This window comes from Erwinia psychrophila, assembly GCF_039023475.1.
Classification (GTDB): Bacteria; Pseudomonadota; Gammaproteobacteria; order Enterobacterales; family Enterobacteriaceae; genus Erwinia.
The window spans coordinates 1140834-1158662 of the sequence record NZ_JBCHVB010000001.1; the positions used below are offsets into that span (position 1 = coordinate 1140834).

Genomic DNA, 17829 nt, shown 5'->3' on the forward strand with positions numbered 1-17829 from the left:
ACGTTATATAAGTAATAATATAACGATTGCAAAAGCGCTGTCTTGACTAATATCGGCTGAAACAGAAAGAAGTTGAGCAGGGAGAGCAAAAATACGCGCCCGGCGGAGAGCCGGACGCGGCAGGAAATTTACTGGCGGTTTTTCGCCGGCTGGTTATTGCGGTGACCAATTTTCGAAATCACGTTAAACACTTCACCCAGCCCGTAAATCAGACCGAGGATAATCGCCATCACCACAGGAACCATGAGGATCGCTTCGGCAAGGCCTATCAATAATTCCAGCATAGTCGCCTCGATTGCTGAAGAAAAAAGTTATTGTAACCAGCGTGCAGAAAAGTGCACTGACCTTTTGTGCCTTTTACCCGTTTTTACGCGCGGCTGCGCAAGCGTGTACAATCCCATCATCTCGCGCGTTTATAAGGACCTACCATGCAGGCTGAACTTACCCTGATCCTGAAATTACAGCAGCGGCTCTTTGCCGATCCGCGACGGATTGCGCTGCTGAAGCAGATCCAGCAAACCGGCTCCATCAGCCAGGGCGCGAAGCTTGCCGGGATTAGCTATAAAAGCGCCTGGGATGCCATTAACGAAATGAACACGCTGGCGGACCAGATGCTGGTTGAGCGGGCAACCGGCGGTAAGGGCGGCGGCGGCGCCAGGGTCACACCCTACGGCGAAAGGCTTATTCAGCTTTTTGCCCTGCTGGAGCAGATCCAGCAGAAGGCTTTTGACGTCTTGCAGGATGACGTGCCGCTCGGCAGCCTGCTGGGCGCTATTGCCCGCTTTTCACTGCAAACCAGCGCCCGCAACCAGCTCTATGGCACCGTCGTTAAGCGCGATGAGCTGCCTGTGCAGCAGCGCGTTGAGGTGCTGCTGGCGGATGGCAGCACCCAAATCGTCGTTGCGCTGACCGAACAGAGCGCAAACCGGCTGGCGCTGACCAGCGGTAAAGAGGTGCTGGTTCTGATTAAGGCACCCTGGATAGATGTCACTACTGGCGCATCCTCTGCGGATAATCAGCTTGATGGCGTCATTGACCAGCTTGAGCCTGGGGAGACCCACAGCGAAGTGCTGGTCACACTCGCCAGCGGCGAGACGCTCTGCGCCACCCTCAGCAATGCGCGCGTCGCGGAGCAACAGCTGGCGGCCGGGCTGACGGTGACAGCACATTTTAACGCCGACAAAGTGATTATCGCGACGCTGCTCTGAATCACGCCGCACCATTTGACATTGCCGCCAGCGGAGATTATTACTCTGGTTACAATGCATATAATGGAACGAATAATGTTAACGTTGCAAATTTCGCAAGGCACGTTTCATCTTAACGCGGCCCGCACCCTGTCGCTGCCCGACCTGACTATCCGCGCGGGCGAAAGCTGGGCCTTTGTCGGCGCTAACGGTAGCGGCAAATCGTCGCTGGCCCGTGCGCTTGCAGGCGAGCTGACGCCAGCTAAAGGCGTGGTGAGCAATACATTTATCCATCCTTTTCGGCTTTCGCTGGAGCAGTTGCAGCGGCTGGTTGCCGAGGAATGGCAGCGCAATAATACCGACATGCTCAGCCCGGGCGAGGAAGACACCGGCCGGACGGCGGCAGAAATCATCCAGGAAAACGTTAAAGATCCGGCGCGCTGCCGTGAGCTGGCGACCCTGTTTGGTATCACCGCCCTGCTTGACCGCCGCTTCAAATACCTCTCGACGGGCGAAACCCGGAAAACCCTGCTCTGCCAGGCGCTGATGGCGAGCCCGGACCTGCTGATCCTCGACGAGCCTTTTGACGGACTCGACGTGGCTTCCCGCACTAATCTGGCGGCGATCCTGGCCGATCTCCACCAGCAGGGCCTGACGCTGGTGCTGGTGCTTAACCGCTTTGACGATATTCCTGATTTCACTGACCGGGTCGGCGTGCTGGCCGAATGTACGCTGATGCCACCCGGCCCGCGAAAAGAGATCCTCGCAGACGCGCTCGTCGCGCAGCTGGCGCACAGCGAGCGACTGAAAGGCATATCGCTGCCCGAGGCTGACGAAGCGGCCGGTAAGTCAGCCCTGTCTGATGGGGTGCCTCTCGTGGTGCTGCGTGACGGCGTAGTGTCGTACGACGATAAGCCCATTCTCAATCACCTCGACTGGCAGGTCAGTCCGGGGGAACACTGGCAAATCGTCGGCCCTAACGGCGCGGGTAAATCCACGCTGCTCAGCCTGGTGACGGGGGATCATCCTCAGGGGTACAGCAACGACCTGACGCTTTTTGGGCGGCGGCGCGGCAGCGGTGAAACCATCTGGGACATTAAACAGCATATCGGTTACGTCAGCAGCAGCCTGCATCTGGACTACCGCGTCAGCAGCAGCGTACGTAATGTGGTGATTTCCGGCTTCTTTGATTCGATAGGGATCTATCAGGCGGTCTCCGATCGCCAGCAGTTTCTGGCAGGTCAGTGGCTGGAACGACTCGGTATGGGAGGCTCGCTGGGCGAGACGCCGTTTCACAGCCTCTCCTGGGGACAGCAGCGGCTGGTGCTGATCGCCCGTGCGCTGGTAAAACACCCCGCTCTGCTCATTCTTGACGAGCCGCTACAGGGGCTCGACCCGATTAACCGTCAGCTGGTGCGCCGGTTTGTCGATGTGCTGATTGCGGAAGGCGATACCCAGCTTCTCTTTGTCTCACACCATGCGGAAGACGCGCCGGAGTGCATTACCCACCGCCTGACTTTTGTGCCGTATGAAAACGGCTACCGCTATCAGCAGGATATTTTGTCCTGACAGATCGGGGCTGAGCGCGCCGGAAGGCACTGAGTACCGGCGCGTTCAGACAGCAACGCAGGAATACCCGCAGATTTACCTTTCATCATGTAACCGCTACCATTAAATCTTCCTTTAGGGCGCATGGTTATGGACTAAACTGGCGTTAGCGTTGACACTTCAGAATATTCAGCTTGTGTAAACGATTCCATTTATACAGACTCGATCACGCTTTATTTCACCAGGCTGTGCTATTTTTCTTTAAGGCTATCGACGCATTAAGAAGGTTATCAGGACTCAACATGCAAAAATTTAATCCGGTCGATCATCCGCATCGCCGCTATAACCCACTGGCCGATCAGTGGATTCTGGTTTCACCTCACCGCGCCAAACGCCCCTGGCAGGGCGCGCAGGAGACGGCTTCGCAGGAAAAACTGCCGGTGCACGATCCCGACTGTTTTCTCTGCCCCGGGAATACGCGGGTGACAGGGGATAAAAATCCTGACTATGCGAGCACCTACGTCTTCACTAATGACTTTGCCGCGCTGATGACCGATACGCCAGATGCGCCCGAAAGCGAGGATATGCTGATGCGCTGCGAAAGCGCACGCGGCACCAGCCGGGTGATCTGCTTTTCGCCGGATCACAGCAAAACGCTGCCCGAGCTTTCCCTGACCGCACTCGAAGATGTGGTCAAAACCTGGCAGGAACAGACGGCCGATCTGGGGCAACACTATCCCTGGGTGCAGGTATTTGAAAATAAGGGCGCCGCGATGGGCTGCTCCAACCCGCATCCGCACGGCCAGGTCTGGGCCAACAGTTTCCTGCCTAATGAGGCGAAGCGTGAAGATGAGTTACAGCGCGCTTACTTTGCAAAGCACGGCTCGCCGATGCTGATGGATTATACGGCGCGCGAGCTGAAGGATGGCAGCCGCACCGTAGTGGAAACCGAACACTGGCTGGCCGTGGTGCCCTGGTGGGCGGCCTGGCCGTTTGAGACGCTGCTGCTGCCAAAAGCGGCCGTCAAACGCCTGCCTGACCTCTCAGAGGCGCAGCGGCAGGATCTGGCGCTGGCGCTGAAAAAACTGACCAGCCGCTATGACAATCTGTTCCAGTGCTCTTTCCCCTATTCAATGGGCTGGCACGGCGCGCCTTTTAATGATGACGCTAACGACCACTGGCAGCTCCATGCGCATTTTTATCCGCCGCTGCTGCGTTCCGCCACGGTGCGTAAATTTATGGTGGGCTATGAAATGCTGGCTGAAACCCAGCGCGATTTAACGGCGGAGCAGGCAGCCGAACGCCTGCGCGACGTCAGTGATATCCATTTCCGCGAGACGGGAGCATAACGATGACCTTAAAGACCTCTACCCATCAGATTTTCAATGACAAGTTCGGCTACGCCGCCAGCCATACCATACAGGCACCTGGCCGCGTTAACCTGATCGGCGAGCATACCGATTATAATGACGGCTTTGTGCTGCCCTGCGCCATCGATTATCAGACCGTCATTGCCTGCGCGAAACGCGACGATCGTACTGTACGGGTTATCGCCGCTGACTATGAAAATCAGGAAGACAGCTTTTCTCTGGACGAGCCAATTATGCAGCATAAGGACCAGATGTGGTCCAACTATGTGCGTGGGGTGGTAAAGCATCTTCAGCAGCGTAACAAAGACTTTAACGGCATGGATATGGTCATTTCCGGCAATGTCCCTCAGGGCGCGGGTCTCAGCTCGTCCGCCTCGCTGGAAGTCGCCGTAGGGACCGTTTTCCAGCAGCTCTGGCATCTGCCACTGGAAGGCGCTGATATTGCCGTAAATGGCCAGGAAGCGGAAAACCAGTTTGTGGGCTGTAACTGCGGCATTATGGATCAGCTGATCTCCGCGCTGGGCAAGAAAGACCACGCTATGCTGCTCGATTGCCGCACGCTGGGTACGCGCCCGGTCCCGATGCCGGAAGATATTGCGGTTGTGATCATCAACTCGAACTTCCGCCGTAATCTGGTGGGCAGTGAATACAATACCCGCCGTGAACAGTGTGAAACTGGCGCACGCTTCTTTACTCAACCCTCGCTGCGCGATGTTGAACTGTCGCAGTTCCAGGCCGTGGAGCATGAGCTGGATCCGCTGGTCGCCAAACGCGTGCGTCACGTACTGACGGAAAATGCCCGTACGCTGGAGGCCGCCGACGCGCTGGCGAAAGGCGACCTGGCGAGAATGGGCGTACTGATGGCGGAGTCCCACGCCTCTATGCGCGATGATTTTGAAATCACCGTGCCGCCGATTGATACGCTGGTAGAGATTGTGAAAGAGAGCCTTGGCGACAGCGGCGGCGTGCGCATGACCGGCGGCGGCTTCGGCGGCTGTATCGTAGCGCTGATGCCGCTGGATCGCGTTGAAAGCGTGCGGGCCGCCGTGGCGGAACAGTATGAAGCCAAATCCGGCATCAAAGAGACCTTTTACGTCTGTAAAGCGTCAGAAGGAGCCGGACAATGCTGACGCCGGACTCTCATGCCCCCGATGGGCAGCCGTGGCGTATCACCACGCTGCGCAACGCGGGCGGTATGGTCGCCACCTTTATGGACTGGGGCGCGACCTGGCTTTCCGCACGCGTTCCGATGAAGGACGGTACCGTACGTGAAGCGCTGCTGGGCTGCGCCACGCCTTCCGATTATCTGAGCCAGACCGCTTATCTGGGTGCTACCGTGGGCCGTTACGCCAACCGTATCGCACGGTCAACCATCAGCCGTGATGGTCAGACTTTTCACCTGACGGCGAACCAGGGCGCGCATCAACTGCACGGTGGCCCGGAAGGCTTCGATCATCGCCGCTGGCAGATTGTTCGCCAGGCCACGCAGGAGGTGGAGTATCGTCTGGACTCGCCGGCGGGCGATCAGGGCTATCCCGGCACCTTGCTGGTCAGCCTGATCTACCGGCTGGAAGATGATAATACGCTCTCTATCTCCTACCACGCGACGGTTGATGAAGCCTGCCCGGTTAATCTGACTAATCATGCTTATTTCAATCTGGATGCGCAGCATGGCGACGCGCGGCAGCACAGTCTGCGGCTGAACGCTGACTGCTATCTGCCGGTCGACGGTGAAGGGATCCCGAATGCCGATCTGAAAGCGGTCGCGGGCACCAGTTTTGATTTCCGTCAGGCGAAAACCGTCGCGCAGGATTTCCTTCAGGACGAGGATCAGCAGGCGGTAAAAGGATACGATCACGCTTTCCTGCTGAATGCAGGCGAGCAGCCCGCCGCGGAACTCTGCTCAGCCGACGGCAAGCTCAGGCTTGACGTTTTTACCACCGCGCCGGCCCTGCAGTTTTACTCGGGGAATTATCTGGAAGGCACGCCAGCCCGTGAACAGGGCGTCTATACTGCTTTTCAGGGGATTGCGCTGGAGAGCGAGTTTTTACCGGATTCACCCAATCATCCCGAATGGCCGCAGCCCGATTGCTGGTTAGCGCCCGGTGAAACCTGGCAGAGCGTCACTCGCTACCGCCTGACGGCGGTTTGATTAAGCGCATGAAATTCATGCATCGGGAGCGCTTCAGGCTTACTTGCCGCGAAGAATTCCGCTATGGTAGGGCACTATTAAATTGCGACGGCAATTTGCGGTTTACCATTATCATAGAAACGTCAGATTATTAAGGAGTTAAGCTATGGCTGTAACTAAGCTGGTTCTGGTACGTCACGGCGAAAGCCAGTGGAATAACGAAAACCGCTTCACCGGATGGTACGATGTGGACCTGTCCGATAAAGGCCGTACCGAAGCCAAAGCGGCAGGTGAACTGCTGAAAAAAGAAGGCTTTACCTTCGACTACGCTTATACCTCCGTGCTGAAACGCGCTATTCACACCCTGTGGAATATCCTTGATGAAGTGGATCAGGTCTGGCTGCCGGTGGAGAAATCCTGGCGTCTGAACGAGCGCCACTACGGTGCGCTTCAGGGTCTGGATAAAGCGGAAACCGCGCAGAAATATGGCGACGAGCAGGTTAAACAGTGGCGCCGCGGCTTTGCCGTTACCCCACCGGAACTGGATCGTGCCGACGAGCGTTTCCCGGGTCACGACCCACGCTATGCCGGCCTGAGCGCTGAGCAGCTGCCAACCACCGAGAGCCTGGCGCTGACTATCGATCGCGTGCTGCCTTACTGGAATGAGTCCATTCTGCCACGCATGAAAAGCGGTGAAAAAGTTATCATTGCGGCACACGGTAACTCCCTGCGTGCGCTGGTGAAGTACCTGGACGATATGAGCGAAGAAGAGATCCTGGAACTGAACATCCCGACCGGCGTACCGCTGGTGTATGAGTTCGATGAAAACTTCAAGCCGATCAAACATTACTATCTGGGCAATGCCGACGAAATCGCAGCGAAAGCGGCGGCCGTGGCAAACCAGGGTAAAGCAAAATAATCGCTTTAACTTAGCGATAAAAAATCCGCCTTCCGGCGGATTTTTTTTACTCAGCGAACAGAGAAGAGCTTCAGCCCCTCCCCGCGATCCGCTAGCCGCGACGCGCCTTAACCGCTGTGGCCAGCTGGCGAAGCACGGCTTCAGTATCTTCCCAGCCGATACAGGCGTCGGTCACGCTCTTGCCATAAACCAGCGGTTCACCGCTGTCTGGATTCTGATTCCCTTCCACCAGATGACTTTCAATCATCACCCCGATGATGGCGCGCTCGCCGCCGGCGATTTGCCGGGCGACATCCTCAGAAACGTCGAGCTGCTTTTTGAACTGCTTGCTGCTGTTGGCATGGCTGAAGTCGATCATGATCTGCGGCTCCAGCCCCGCCTTATCCAGCCCAGCCTTGACGGCCTCGACGTGCTGCGCACTGTAGTTCGGTTCTTTACCGCCGCGCAGGATGATATGGCAGTCGCCGTTACCGCTGGTTTCCACAATAGCGGAATGACCATATTTGGTAACCGAGAGGAAACAGTGCGGCGCGCTGGCGGCACCGATAGCATCAATGGCGACTTTGATCGTGCCGTCCGTGCCGTTTTTAAAGCCCACCGGGCAGGAGAGGCCGGAAGAAAGCTCACGGTGTACCTGAGATTCCGTGGTCCGTGCGCCAATGGCGCCCCAGCTCATCAGATCGGCCAGATACTGCGGCGTAATCATATCCAGGAACTCACCGGCGGCCGGCAGGCCCATGTCATTAATATCAAGCAGCAGCTTGCGGGCGATACGCAGACCGTCGTTAATCTGAAAGCTGCCATCCATATGCGGATCGTTAATCAGCCCTTTCCAGCCTACCGTAGTGCGCGGTTTTTCGAAATAGACGCGCATTACCACTTCCAACGAGTCACTCAGCTCTTCCCGCAGCTTAAGCAGGCGCTCCGCATAATCGATCGCCGCCTGAGTATCATGGATTGAGCAGGGACCAATCACCACCAGCAGGCGGTCATCTCTCCTTTTAAGAATATGGTGAATAGCCTGGCGCGCGTCTGACACGGTTTTCGCCGCCATCTCCGTGGCAGGGTATTTCTCAAGCAGGGCAACGGGCGGTAAAAGTTCTTTTATCTCTTTGATTCGCAAGTCATCATTCTGATAATTCATAATCATTCCAGTAATTTCAAAAGCCGTACTGCACACCTGGCGCATCAAATCCAATTTATCGCGTGGGGAGAGGAGTGTAAATGACCTTTACAGCTTTTGCCGCCGCTGAGGTTTGCGGTTTTTTTATTCTTGACTACACTTATTAACGTTGAAACTTAAAAAAACGCATACAGATCACCGACTTCAAAGGGGCGGCCCTGTTGCGTAATGCATTTTCCTCCCGGCCTCATATCGTATGATTAAGGTATTTTCCGGGATTTGGTTCGGCAATATTCACTAATTAACGGAGCCTGATAATGAATAAGTTCGCAATCGTTTTTTTAACAGCAGCGATGACACTGGGTAGTGGAGCAGCACTGGCTGAGAGCAATAATGGCGGCGCGAATCAGGCCGCTGACGCAGGTGCAGTATCGGGCAGCGCAAAAGAAAACTTGCAGCCAAACAATGTTGATAACAGCGATATCAACAATACCGGCAATGCCACGTCGCCTCAAACGCAGGCTGACGGCTCAACCAATATGTCTGCTGACGAAATGCATGAAAACTCGCAGTGTAAAGATGGTAAATGCCCGGATATGAACAAAAAAGTGGGTGATGGTGCAGATACCAAGACTGACGGCACCACGCACTAATCGCCGTTTATTCTGCTAAAGGAGGGCTGCGGCTCTCCTTTTTACGTTTCAGCCTGAGTTACATCCCTCCCCCGATTACGCTATTCTTTCACTCTCCTGATTTTCCCGGATAACGCCATGATTAGGCTACTGCTGATTGACGATCACCCGCTGGTGCATATTGCACTTGAAGCGGCCCTCTCCCGTGCGCCTTTTCCGGTGAAGCTGATTTCAGCAGAAAACGAAGCGCTGGCCCTGTCAGCGCTGGCTGCCGGTCCGGTTGAGGTAGTGGTGCTGGATATTGGCCTGCCGGATAGCGACGGTCTTCAGCTGCTGAAGTCGCTGCGTCGTCGCTATCCAGATTGCCCGGTGATTATTTACTCGGCCCAGGAGGAGCGCGTTTACCAGCGCCTTGCCGACGCCGCTGGTGCTTCAGGATACGTTGCCAAGCGTCAACCTATGCCCCAGTTGCTTTCCGCCATTCTTGCAGCGTTAGGCGGGCAGCGGGCATTTCCACCTCAGTCAGCAGAAGAACATAGCCGAAACGTGCTGACCGCCAAAGAGCAGCAGATCCTGCCGCTGCTGGCGCGCGGTCTCTCTAATTTGCAAATCGCCGGGCAGCTGAATATCAGCAATAAAACCGTCAGTACGCATAAGAAAAATATCATGGAGAAAACGGGCGCGGTATCGATTGTGGACCTGGCGGAACTTTGGAAGTCACAGCAGTGATAAAGCGGGTTTTACTGCTTCTCCTGCTGGCGCTAAGCTGTTCCGCCAGCGCTGAGCTGCGTCCCGTTGGCAGCGTCGCGATTCCGCAGGAGATGCTGCCGCTTGAGCCAGGCAGTGGTCAGGCCAAAATGCTGCGGGTCGGCATTCTGCGTGATAACGGCACGCCCTGGAATATGGTGGTCGGTCAGGATCTCTACGGCATCAACGCCGATTATCTGGTGGCGCTGAGTCAGAGTACCGGGATGCGCTTTGAGGTGGAAGGCTACAGCGACTGGCGCGAGCTGAAGCTGGCCCTGGCGCAGGGAAAGCTGGATATCATTTTTGGCGTGCCGCAGCGTGATGCCGGGACAGAAAATGCCACCCAACCCTGGTTTACCAGCCCGCTGCGCATCTACCGCAGCCGGGATAATTTACGTCCCGTCATGTTTAATTCCGCCAATGCCCGGATTGCCATCAGCCGTCCTGCGCTGGCGCTTGTCGATCCCGCCTTTGCTAAAAACCGCCACTGGCACGTTGTTGATAACGATCTGCAGGCGCTGTATGCCCTGTTGAATAACGAGAGCGACTATGTGATTGCGGATGAGACCAGCGCTGGCTTCCTGCTCAGCCAGCTTCAGCAGGGGCAGATCTTTCAGCTCGCCTCACCGCTGACGCCCGGCTCGCTGCAGCTACGGGCAATTACCGCTTCCCCCTTGCTTACCCGCCAGCTGGACAGGGCGATCCGGCAGTTGCCAATGGAAGTCGTCAACGGCATCCAGGGACGCTGGAGCAGCTCCCTGCCCCGCTACCAGGACACCAACACCGCCCGCCTTTCTCCCATGGAGCGGCGCTGGGTGGAGCAGCATCCGGTGGTCACTTATGCGGCCATCAGCGATGATTATCCCTGGAGCTACCGCGCCGCTGACGGCCAGCCCGGCGGCTACAGCGTCGAGTTGCTGAATATTATCGGGCAGAACAGCGGCGTGCGCTTTCAGCCGCGCTGGGTCAGCAATGCGCAGCAGGCACAGGCGCTGCTCGATCAGGGAAGCGTCATGATCCAGCTGACGCGCCCCCTGACCGGCGATGAGTCCGCGCGCAGCACCACGCTGCCGGTCTGGCGCGCGCTCTGGGGCGTTTACGTCGCGCAATCCCCGCAGCCTGTGACCCATTGGGCAGCGCTGAAAGGTAAGCGGATAGGTTTGCGCCGTGGCGATATCGCCCTTAAGCTGTTGCCCAGAGAGGTGAATGCCGTCCTCTTCGACGACAGTAAATCCCTTTATGATGCGCTGGCAAGCGGTCAGATTGATGCCTTAACCGATAACGTCCTTTCCGCCCGCGCCCAGATCCAGTCGCGCCATCGCGATGCAATACGTCTGGCTTTCGCGGCCAGCGATACCGCCTGGCCGGTGACGCTCGGCGTCACGCCGGACTCTCCCCTGCTGCTTACCCTGCTCAATAGCGGCCTTCAGCAAATCCCGGCGGATACCCAGCAGCGGATGCGGGAAAACTGGAGCAATAACAGTTCCGTGCTGGCGGAGGGGGATGGCAATACGATGCGCCCCGTCTCCCTTTTTGTGCTGATTGCCGCCCTGTTCGCCATCGTTTTCCTGCTAATCCTGCTGCTGCGCCGCTATCTGGAACAGCGCAGGGAGCGGATCCAGCGTCGCCAGCTTGAGCAGGCGCGGGAAGAGGCCGATCGCGCGAACAGGATGAAGAGTCAGTTCCTGGCCACGGTCAGCCACGAATTAAGGACGCCGATGCAGGCTATACTCGGCCTGCTGGAGCTGGAGGTTTCCCGCCAGCCCGCCGCCCGTAACCTGGCGGTGATCCACAGCAGCGCCGCTGCGCTCCTGACCTTGCTCAACGATCTACAGGATCATGCGCGCGTAGAGAGCAACAGTTTTACGCTGGCACCTCATCCGCTCGATCCTGATAAATGGCTGAAGCGCCTGGCGGAAGTGTACCATCCGCTAATGCGTAAAAACGGGCCCGCTTTTCGGGTGGAGGCGCTGACGCCGCTGCCGCAAACTATCGCTATTGATGGTGAGCGCCTGCAGCAAATCGCCAATAACCTGATCGGCAACGCCATTAAATTTACCCGCGAGGGGGAGATTAAAGTGACGCTTGCCGCCGGGGATAACGGTAACATGCTGCGGCTACAGGTTATCGACAGCGGTAGCGGCATTCCTGAAACGGAGCAGGCACGGCTGTTTGAACCCTGGTATCAGACCCCTTCCGGGCGCCAGCTTTCGGTTCAGGGCAGCGGCCTTGGCCTCTCCATCTGTAAAGAGATCGTCTCCCGGATGGGGGGTGAGATCGCGCTGGAATCGGGCGCGGATAAGGGCACAACCGTGACGGTCATGCTGCCGTGGCAGCCGGTAGACGAAAGTGAGAGTGGTGACAGTAGCGCCTCCGCCTCTCCCGCGACCCGCCCGCTCACAGCACTTCGCGTGGCGATCGTTGACGATCACCCGACAAATCTGCTGGTCATGCAGCAGCAGCTGGCGTGGTTTGGCATTCAGGCTGACTGCTATCCGGACGGACGCGCCCTGCTGGCTGGCGTAAAGCTCTGGGATCTGCTGTTTATCGATTACAGTATGCCGCACCCGGACGGCATTACGCTGGCAAAAATTATCCGCCGGCGCGAACGGCATGGGACACCGCCTGCCCGGATCGTTATCTGTTCGGCCGATGCGGATATACTGAAGCGGCCGGAAGTCATCCGCCTGGCAGACAATGTTCTGCTTAAGCCCGTCGGACTGCGGGAGATCGAAGCGCTCTTGCCCCGTGAACCCGCCACCGGGTTTGACGATCTTGCTCAGCGTCTGGATAACCTTGCGGGGCAGCAGAGCCATTTTCTCGCGAAGATCTGCGGGACGCTGCGTCTGACCCTCCGCGAAGACATCGATCGGCTTCGGGGAGCGGTAGCCGGGCAGGCCTGGCCTCAGGCTGAAACAGCGATACACCGCATAAAGGGCAGCTGGCAGATGCTGGGGTACAGCGAGGAAGCCACATTATGCCAGCGGGCGATCGACAGGCTCAGCGCGCCGTCACGCCATACTGAAGAAGTGGATTTATTGATATCATTAACGGAAAGTTTACTGACTGAACTGGAAAACTATGGCTCACGCGCACACTGAAAAGGATGGAAACCGCCATCGCCTGCTGGCGGCATTTGTCGTCACGACGGGTTTTATGGTTATCGAGATTGCCGGCGGCCTGATTTCAGGTTCACTGGCGCTGCTGGCGGATGCCGGTCACATGCTGACCGATGCCGCGGCTCTTCTGATGGCGCTACTGGCGGTGCAGTTTGCCCGCCGCAAGCCCAATGCGCGCCATACGTTTGGCCTGCTGAGGCTGACCACGCTGGCGGCCTTCGTCAATGCCATGGCGCTGCTCGTTATCACCCTGCTTATCGTCTGGGAAGCCATTCATCGCTTTATGCAGCCACAGCCGGTGGCCGGCGGCCTGATGCTCGGCGTGGCGGTGGCGGGCCTGCTGGCTAACCTGCTCTCCTTCTGGCTGCTTCATCGTGGCAGCGAAGAGAAAAATCTGAACGTCCGCGCTGCGGCGCTGCATGTGCTGGGAGACCTGCTCGGCTCAGTCGGGGCTATCGTCGCGGCGCTTATCGTTATGTATACCGGCTGGACGCCTATTGACCCCATCCTTTCAATGCTTGTTTCAGCGCTGGTTTTGCGCAGCGCCTGGGCATTAATGAAAGAGAGCCTGCATGAACTTCTGGAGGGTGCGCCTGCGGCCATTGATGCGGATAAGCTGAAAAGAGCGCTGACGCTTGGCATCGCGGAAGTGCGTAACGTGCATCATATCCATCTCTGGCAGGTCGGCGAAAAGCCGGTTATTACGCTGCACGTTCAGGTTATTCCGCCCCGCGATCACGATGCCCTGCTGCACCGTATTCATGCCTGGCTGCATGAGCATTACCAGATAGAACATGCCACGGTGCAGATGGAATTTCAGCGCTGTGAAAACGGCGATTGCGATCTGATGTGGGGACCGCCTGAGCACGCCCCTCACCACCATCACCATCACCACTAAATCATGAAAGCGCCCTGCCGCCGCGTTCCCGGGCGCTTTTGATCCACAGCCAGGCACCGTTGAGCGCAATCAGCGTCAGAATGGCGTATTCCAGCGCCATCGCATAAACGCCCTGGCGGGCAAAGATCATCACGCTGATCACATTGATAATCACCCAAAGCAGCCAGTTTTCGACATATTTGCGGGTCATTAAAATCATCGCCACCACCGATAGCACCATCAGACAGGAATCCCAGAACGGGAAAGCGTCGGGCTCAAGCACCGGCATGGCGACGGCCAGCCCCATTCCCTGCATAACGTTGACCGCAACGCGGGTCAGCCAGGCGAAAACCGGATTGATATAGAGCGTCATCAGGCCAATCGCTATCACGCAAACCGCCAGCCAGCCCAGCGCCTTTGGCAGACTCAGCCAGCGGATCTTCAGCGCAAGCTGGTTTTCCCCCGTCTGCCTGCTCCACGCGTACCAGCCGTAAATATTGGCACCAAAAAAGAACACCTGAAGCAGCAGGCTGGCATAAAGCTGGATTTGAAAGAAAATCACCGCAAAAAGCGTGACGTTAATCAGGCCAAACGCATAGTTGACGATTTTCTCCAGGCTGGCGAGCCAGATGCAGAGCAGACCCGCAACGGTCCCGATAGCTTCAATCCAGGAGAGATCGTAGCCGCCGGCGCCCAGAGGGATATGAACCAGAATATTGTGCGTGCTGAAAAAATCCATATTAACAATCTCTCCCGATCGGTGAGGGGCCAGGTGTTACCCTTTCAGACTTGCTGCAAAGGTTAGCATACGGTTTAGAGGGATCAACGCCGCTTCACGCAATGCAGCATCAACATGGATCTCATGTGCGCTACCGCCCTGATCCAGTCCATCCGCAATGGCCTTCAGGCCGTTCATCGCCATCCACGGGCAGTGCGCGCACGTCCGGCAGGTGGCGCCTTCACCCGCAGTCGGCGCTTCCAGTAGTTCTTTGTCCGGACAGGCCTGCTGCATTTTGTAAAAAATGCCGCGATCGGTTGCCACAATCATCTGGGGATGCGGCAGCGTTTTTGCCGCCTGTATCAGCTGGCTGGTCGAGCCGACGGCATCGGCCAGATCGACAATCGCCTGCGGTGATTCAGGATGAACCAGCACGGCCGCGTCAGGATAGAGCGTTTTCATTCGCTGTAGCGCCTGAGTTTTGAACTCATCATGTACGATGCAGGCGCCCTGCCAGCAAAGAATGTCCGCGCCGGTCTGGCGGGTGACATACTGACCCAGGTGACGATCGGGTGCCCAGATGATTTTCTCACCCAGCCCGTCAAGATGCTCTATCAGATCGACCGCGATGCTTGAGGTGACCACCCAGTCCGCCCGCGCTTTAACCGCCGCTGAGGTGTTGGCATAAACCACTACGGTACGGTCGGGATGCGCATCGCAAAAGCGCGAAAACTCCTCAGCCGGACAGCCGAGATCGAGCGAGCACTCTGCCGCGAGCGTGGGCATCAGAATGGTTTTTTCCGGGCTGAGAATTTTAGCGGTTTCACCCATAAAACGCACCCCGGCAACCAGCAGGGTGCTGGCCGGATGCTGGCTGCCAAAGCGGGCCATCTCCAGCGAGTCAGCGACGCAGCCGCCGGTTTCCTCGGCAAGCGCCTGAATTTCCGGATCGGTGTAGTAGTGCGCCACCATGACCGCATTGCGCGCCTTCAGCAGCCGCCTGATTTTATCGCGATAAAAGGCCTTCTCATCGGGGGAGAGACGCGCAGGCTTGGGCGGGAAAGGATAGACGGCGGTTTCAGGATCGAACATCAGGCTCATATCGCGACTCTCGTTTCTTCAACTTAACGCAGCTTGCGGGATCATGCGTAACCGCCGGCAAAACTGCCCTGACTTGTTTTATATGCTAAACAAGATAGCCGAAATGTTCGCCTGTGTCGCTCTCTTTTTCTTCCTGTCGTGCGGCTAAACTGCGTCCTGTTCCAGCGTAAAAAGCAGCTGGCTTTGCTTCATTGCCTCGATCTTTAACAGCAGCGCTTTGGCCGCCAGCCCACCGGCAAAACCGGTCAGCTTGCCGTTAGCGCCGATTACCCTGTGGCAGGGCGCAATAATGGAAATAGGGTTCTTCCCGTTTGCCGCCCCTACCGCACGAACCGCCGCAGGATGCCCTATCTGCCGTGCAATTTCTGAATAACTTCGGGTTTCACCGAAGGGGATAGCCACCAACGCCTCCCAGACCTTTTTCTGGAATTCTGTGCCGACAAAGTCCAGCGTCATCGTAAACTGAGTACGATTCCCGGCGAAATATTCAATAAGCTGCCGTTCCGTTTCCAGCAGGACAGGATGGGTGGGGTTTTCTTCGGGCGCCATCTGCCGGACGCGTTTCGGATTTTCATTTTCCCACAGTACGGCGGCCAGCCCTTTGTCGCTGGCGATCAACGTCAGATCGCCCACCGGGGAAGGCATAATTTTAAAGAAGTAGCTCATCAGAATTCACCCTGCTTCACGCTCTGTCGAATTGATAAGTGTGATTATCCGTGTTACCACAGCTCTTGCTGGCGGTTTCCGGACATCAGCCTCAATGCGTTATCTGTCCGGAAACCGCCAGCGCAGGCAATAAAATGCCCTTAACCTGGTAAAAAAGCCAGCGCATGAGGTAAGAGAGATGATAGACAGAATGGTGGCCTGGCGGGCGATGACCTCCCGCGATGTCCGTTTTGACGGCGTATTTTTTGTGGGCGTGACTTCGACCGGCATCTATTGCCGGCCCGTCTGTCCGGTAAAAGCCCCTCACCTGAAAAACTGTCTCTTTTTTGACAGTGCAGAAGCTGCCGAAAAAGCCGCGTTTCGCCCCTGCCTGCGCTGCCGTCCCGAGCTGGCCCCCGGCAATGCGCCCGTTGACAGCAGTCACCGTATTGCCGATCTGCTGATACAGCGCATCGAGGAGAGCCCGATCGATAATCTGGAGGGGCTGGAAGCGATCGCGGCCCGGTTTAACCTCAGCTCGCGCCAGCTACGGCGCATCGTGCAGAAAGAGTTAGGGGTTTCGCCGGTCGAACTCAGGCAAACGCGGCGCTTACTGCTGGCAAAGCAGCTGCTGACCGAAACTGCCCTTCCCATTACCGAAATCGCTTATGCCAGCGGGTTTGCCAGCCTGAGACGTTTTAATGAGGTGTTCAGCCAGCAGTACCGGATGCCGCCCAGCCGCCTGCGTAAAGAGGCGGGTAAGGGAACATTTTTCGCCAGTGAAACCTCCACGCTGCTGCTGGGCTACCGTCCTCCTTTTGACTGGATCGCTCTGCTCGACTTCCTGCGCCTGAGGGCCATTAAGGGCGTGGAGAGTGTCGATGCACAGAGTTACGCCCGTACGGTACGTCTGGGAGCGTATCAGGGGTGGATAAGAGTGAGTGAGGCGAAGGCCAGAAACAGCCTGAGCGTGGAATTCAGCCATTCGCTCACGCCTGTGTTACCGCTTCTGCTAAGAAGGCTGAAAAATCTGTTCGATCTGGATGCGCATCCCGAACGTATCGCAGCGCATCTGCAGCTGACGCCATGCCTGGCCGACAGCCTGCAAAAAAATCCGGGGTTAAGGGTGCCTGGGGCCTTTGATGGCTATGAAATGGTGGTCAGGGCGATACTGGGTCAGCAGATCACGGTGAAAGCGGCCACAACTGTGGCCGGGCGCTTTGCTCAGGCCTTCGGCGAGGCTATAGAAACACCCATTGCCGGATTAACGCATCTGTCGCCGGTCGCCGCCAGAGTAGCCAGCGCGAGCCTGGATGAGATCGCCAGCCTGGGCATCGTCAGCGCCCGCTCCCGGACGCTTATCGCTCTGGCCAGAGCCTGTGAGAGCGGTGAGGTGACGCTGGATACCGTTGCGCATCCGGAACAGGCAATAGCGCAGCTGTTGCAGCAACCGGGCATCGGGCCATGGACCGCCCACTATATCGCTATGCGCGCGCTGCGCTGGCCGGATGCGTTTCCAAAAGAAGATGTGGTCGTGAGGAGTAATCTGGGCGGCATGACGGCCAGAGAGGCTGAGGCGGCGTCTCAGGCATGGCGACCCTGGCGTAGCTACGCGGTGATGCATATCTGGAAAAATCTGACGCCGGTTAAGGGCTGAATTGGGTGTGGTGAAAAGGTGCCATTTAGGTAATGAGCTGACTGTGATACATTTT

General features: G+C 57.2%; 16 protein-coding genes. 11 read left to right on the plus strand and 5 right to left on the minus strand.

From position 1 onward, the window contains the following. Nucleotides 1–128 precede the first annotated feature (128 nt). A complete protein-coding gene (locus tag AAH446_RS05260; protein WP_342905632.1) occupies nucleotides 129–284 on the minus strand; it encodes an AcrZ family multidrug efflux pump-associated protein in 156 nt (51 codons plus the stop codon). Between the two features lie 144 nt (nucleotides 285–428). Here AAH446_RS05260 and modE point away from each other — a divergent pair, with 144 nt between their 5' ends. From modE to gpmA, 6 genes are all read left to right on the plus strand, one after another. Then, nucleotides 429–1208, plus strand: coding sequence for a molybdenum-dependent transcriptional regulator (gene modE, locus AAH446_RS05265; RefSeq protein WP_342905633.1), 780 nt, complete (start codon nucleotides 429–431; stop codon nucleotides 1206–1208). Nucleotides 1209–1283: 75 nt separating this feature from the next. After that, nucleotides 1284–2756 carry a molybdate ABC transporter ATP-binding protein ModF gene (modF, locus tag AAH446_RS05270; RefSeq protein ID WP_342905634.1) on the plus strand — a complete coding sequence of 491 codons (1473 nt, stop codon included), beginning with the start codon at nucleotides 1284–1286 and terminating at the stop codon, nucleotides 2754–2756. A 281-nt stretch (nucleotides 2757–3037) separates the two neighbouring features. Then, nucleotides 3038–4084: a galactose-1-phosphate uridylyltransferase gene (gene galT / locus AAH446_RS05275; RefSeq protein ID WP_342905635.1), complete on the plus strand. Its 1047-nt coding sequence runs from the start codon at nucleotides 3038–3040 to the stop codon at nucleotides 4082–4084. Between the two features lie 2 nt (nucleotides 4085–4086). Further along, nucleotides 4087–5235, plus strand: a complete 1149-nt coding sequence (gene galK / locus AAH446_RS05280) for a galactokinase (RefSeq protein WP_342905636.1) — start codon at nucleotides 4087–4089, stop codon at nucleotides 5233–5235. Further along, a complete protein-coding gene (gene galM, locus AAH446_RS05285; RefSeq protein ID WP_342905637.1) occupies nucleotides 5229–6257 on the plus strand; it encodes a galactose-1-epimerase in 1029 nt (342 codons plus the stop codon). The genes galK and galM overlap by 7 nt, the downstream gene beginning before the upstream one ends. A gap of 145 nt (nucleotides 6258–6402) precedes the next feature. After that, the gene (gpmA, locus tag AAH446_RS05290; RefSeq protein ID WP_342905638.1) at nucleotides 6403–7155 is read left to right on the plus strand and encodes a 2,3-diphosphoglycerate-dependent phosphoglycerate mutase; all 753 of its coding nucleotides are present in this window, start codon (nucleotides 6403–6405) and stop codon (nucleotides 7153–7155) included. 91 nt (nucleotides 7156–7246) lie between these two features. Here the strand turns inward: gpmA and aroG are convergent, their stop codons facing one another. Then, complete coding sequence (gene aroG, locus AAH446_RS05295; protein ID WP_342905639.1) at nucleotides 7247–8299, minus strand: 3-deoxy-7-phosphoheptulonate synthase AroG; 1053 nt, start codon at nucleotides 8297–8299, stop codon at nucleotides 7247–7249. A 296-nt stretch (nucleotides 8300–8595) separates the two neighbouring features. On the opposite strand from aroG, the gene AAH446_RS05300 reads away from it, so the two are divergent. The 4 genes from AAH446_RS05300 to zitB all read left to right on the plus strand — a co-directional run bounded on the left by AAH446_RS05300 (nucleotide 8596) and on the right by zitB (nucleotide 13674). After that, entirely contained in the window at nucleotides 8596–8931 is a 336-nt protein-coding gene (locus AAH446_RS05300; protein WP_342905640.1) for a YbgS-like family protein, read from the plus strand. Nucleotides 8932–9048: 117 nt separating this feature from the next. After that, nucleotides 9049–9639 (plus strand): response regulator transcription factor, encoded by a 591-nt coding sequence (locus AAH446_RS05305; RefSeq protein ID WP_342905641.1) that lies wholly within the window; start codon nucleotides 9049–9051, stop codon nucleotides 9637–9639. Next, nucleotides 9621–12758, plus strand: a complete 3138-nt coding sequence (locus AAH446_RS05310) for an ATP-binding protein (protein ID WP_342905642.1) — start codon at nucleotides 9621–9623, stop codon at nucleotides 12756–12758. Before AAH446_RS05305 ends, AAH446_RS05310 begins: the two co-directional genes overlap by 19 nt. Next, nucleotides 12739–13674, plus strand: coding sequence for a CDF family zinc transporter ZitB (zitB, locus tag AAH446_RS05315; protein ID WP_342905643.1), 936 nt, complete (start codon nucleotides 12739–12741; stop codon nucleotides 13672–13674). The genes AAH446_RS05310 and zitB overlap by 20 nt, the downstream gene beginning before the upstream one ends. Before the next feature lies 1 nt (nucleotide 13675). Here the strand turns inward: zitB and pnuC are convergent, their stop codons facing one another. From pnuC to AAH446_RS05330, 3 genes are all read right to left on the minus strand, one after another. Further along, entirely contained in the window at nucleotides 13676–14392 is a 717-nt protein-coding gene (pnuC, locus tag AAH446_RS05320; protein ID WP_342905644.1) for a nicotinamide riboside transporter PnuC, read from the minus strand. Nucleotides 14393–14428: 36 nt separating this feature from the next. Then, nucleotides 14429–15472, minus strand: a complete 1044-nt coding sequence (gene nadA, locus AAH446_RS05325; RefSeq protein ID WP_342905645.1) for a quinolinate synthase NadA — start codon at nucleotides 15470–15472, stop codon at nucleotides 14429–14431. A 144-nt stretch (nucleotides 15473–15616) separates the two neighbouring features. Next, complete coding sequence (locus tag AAH446_RS05330) at nucleotides 15617–16138, minus strand: methylated-DNA--[protein]-cysteine S-methyltransferase (protein WP_342905646.1); 522 nt, start codon at nucleotides 16136–16138, stop codon at nucleotides 15617–15619. A gap of 178 nt (nucleotides 16139–16316) precedes the next feature. Here AAH446_RS05330 and AAH446_RS05335 point away from each other — a divergent pair, with 178 nt between their 5' ends. After that, complete coding sequence (locus AAH446_RS05335) at nucleotides 16317–17774, plus strand: AlkA N-terminal domain-containing protein (RefSeq protein WP_342905647.1); 1458 nt, start codon at nucleotides 16317–16319, stop codon at nucleotides 17772–17774. Nucleotides 17775–17829: the final 55 nt, after the last annotated feature.

Bases quoted from the DNA above. Each gene is read 5' to 3' on its own strand.
- galK (WP_342905636.1), top strand. From the start codon at position 4,087: ATGACCTTAAAGACCTCTACCCATCAGATTTTCAATGACAAGTTCGGC.
- AAH446_RS05305 (WP_342905641.1), top strand. From the start codon at position 9,049: ATGATTAGGCTACTGCTGATTGACGATCACCCGCTGGTGCATATTGCA.
- modE (WP_342905633.1), top strand. From the start codon at position 429: ATGCAGGCTGAACTTACCCTGATCCTGAAATTACAGCAGCGGCTCTTT.
- AAH446_RS05300 (WP_342905640.1), top strand. From the start codon at position 8,596: ATGAATAAGTTCGCAATCGTTTTTTTAACAGCAGCGATGACACTGGGT.
- AAH446_RS05260 (WP_342905632.1), bottom strand. From the start codon at position 284: ATGCTGGAATTATTGATAGGCCTTGCCGAAGCGATCCTCATGGTTCCT.
- zitB (WP_342905643.1), top strand. From the start codon at position 12,739: ATGGCTCACGCGCACACTGAAAAGGATGGAAACCGCCATCGCCTGCTG.
- galM (WP_342905637.1), top strand. From the start codon at position 5,229: ATGCTGACGCCGGACTCTCATGCCCCCGATGGGCAGCCGTGGCGTATC.
- AAH446_RS05330 (WP_342905646.1), bottom strand. From the start codon at position 16,138: ATGAGCTACTTCTTTAAAATTATGCCTTCCCCGGTGGGCGATCTGACG.
- pnuC (WP_342905644.1), bottom strand. From the start codon at position 14,392: ATGGATTTTTTCAGCACGCACAATATTCTGGTTCATATCCCTCTGGGC.
- modF (WP_342905634.1), top strand. From the start codon at position 1,284: ATGTTAACGTTGCAAATTTCGCAAGGCACGTTTCATCTTAACGCGGCC.
- AAH446_RS05335 (WP_342905647.1), top strand. From the start codon at position 16,317: ATGATAGACAGAATGGTGGCCTGGCGGGCGATGACCTCCCGCGATGTC.
- galT (WP_342905635.1), top strand. From the start codon at position 3,038: ATGCAAAAATTTAATCCGGTCGATCATCCGCATCGCCGCTATAACCCA.
- nadA (WP_342905645.1), bottom strand. From the start codon at position 15,472: ATGAGCCTGATGTTCGATCCTGAAACCGCCGTCTATCCTTTCCCGCCC.
- gpmA (WP_342905638.1), top strand. From the start codon at position 6,403: ATGGCTGTAACTAAGCTGGTTCTGGTACGTCACGGCGAAAGCCAGTGG.
- aroG (WP_342905639.1), bottom strand. From the start codon at position 8,299: ATGAATTATCAGAATGATGACTTGCGAATCAAAGAGATAAAAGAACTT.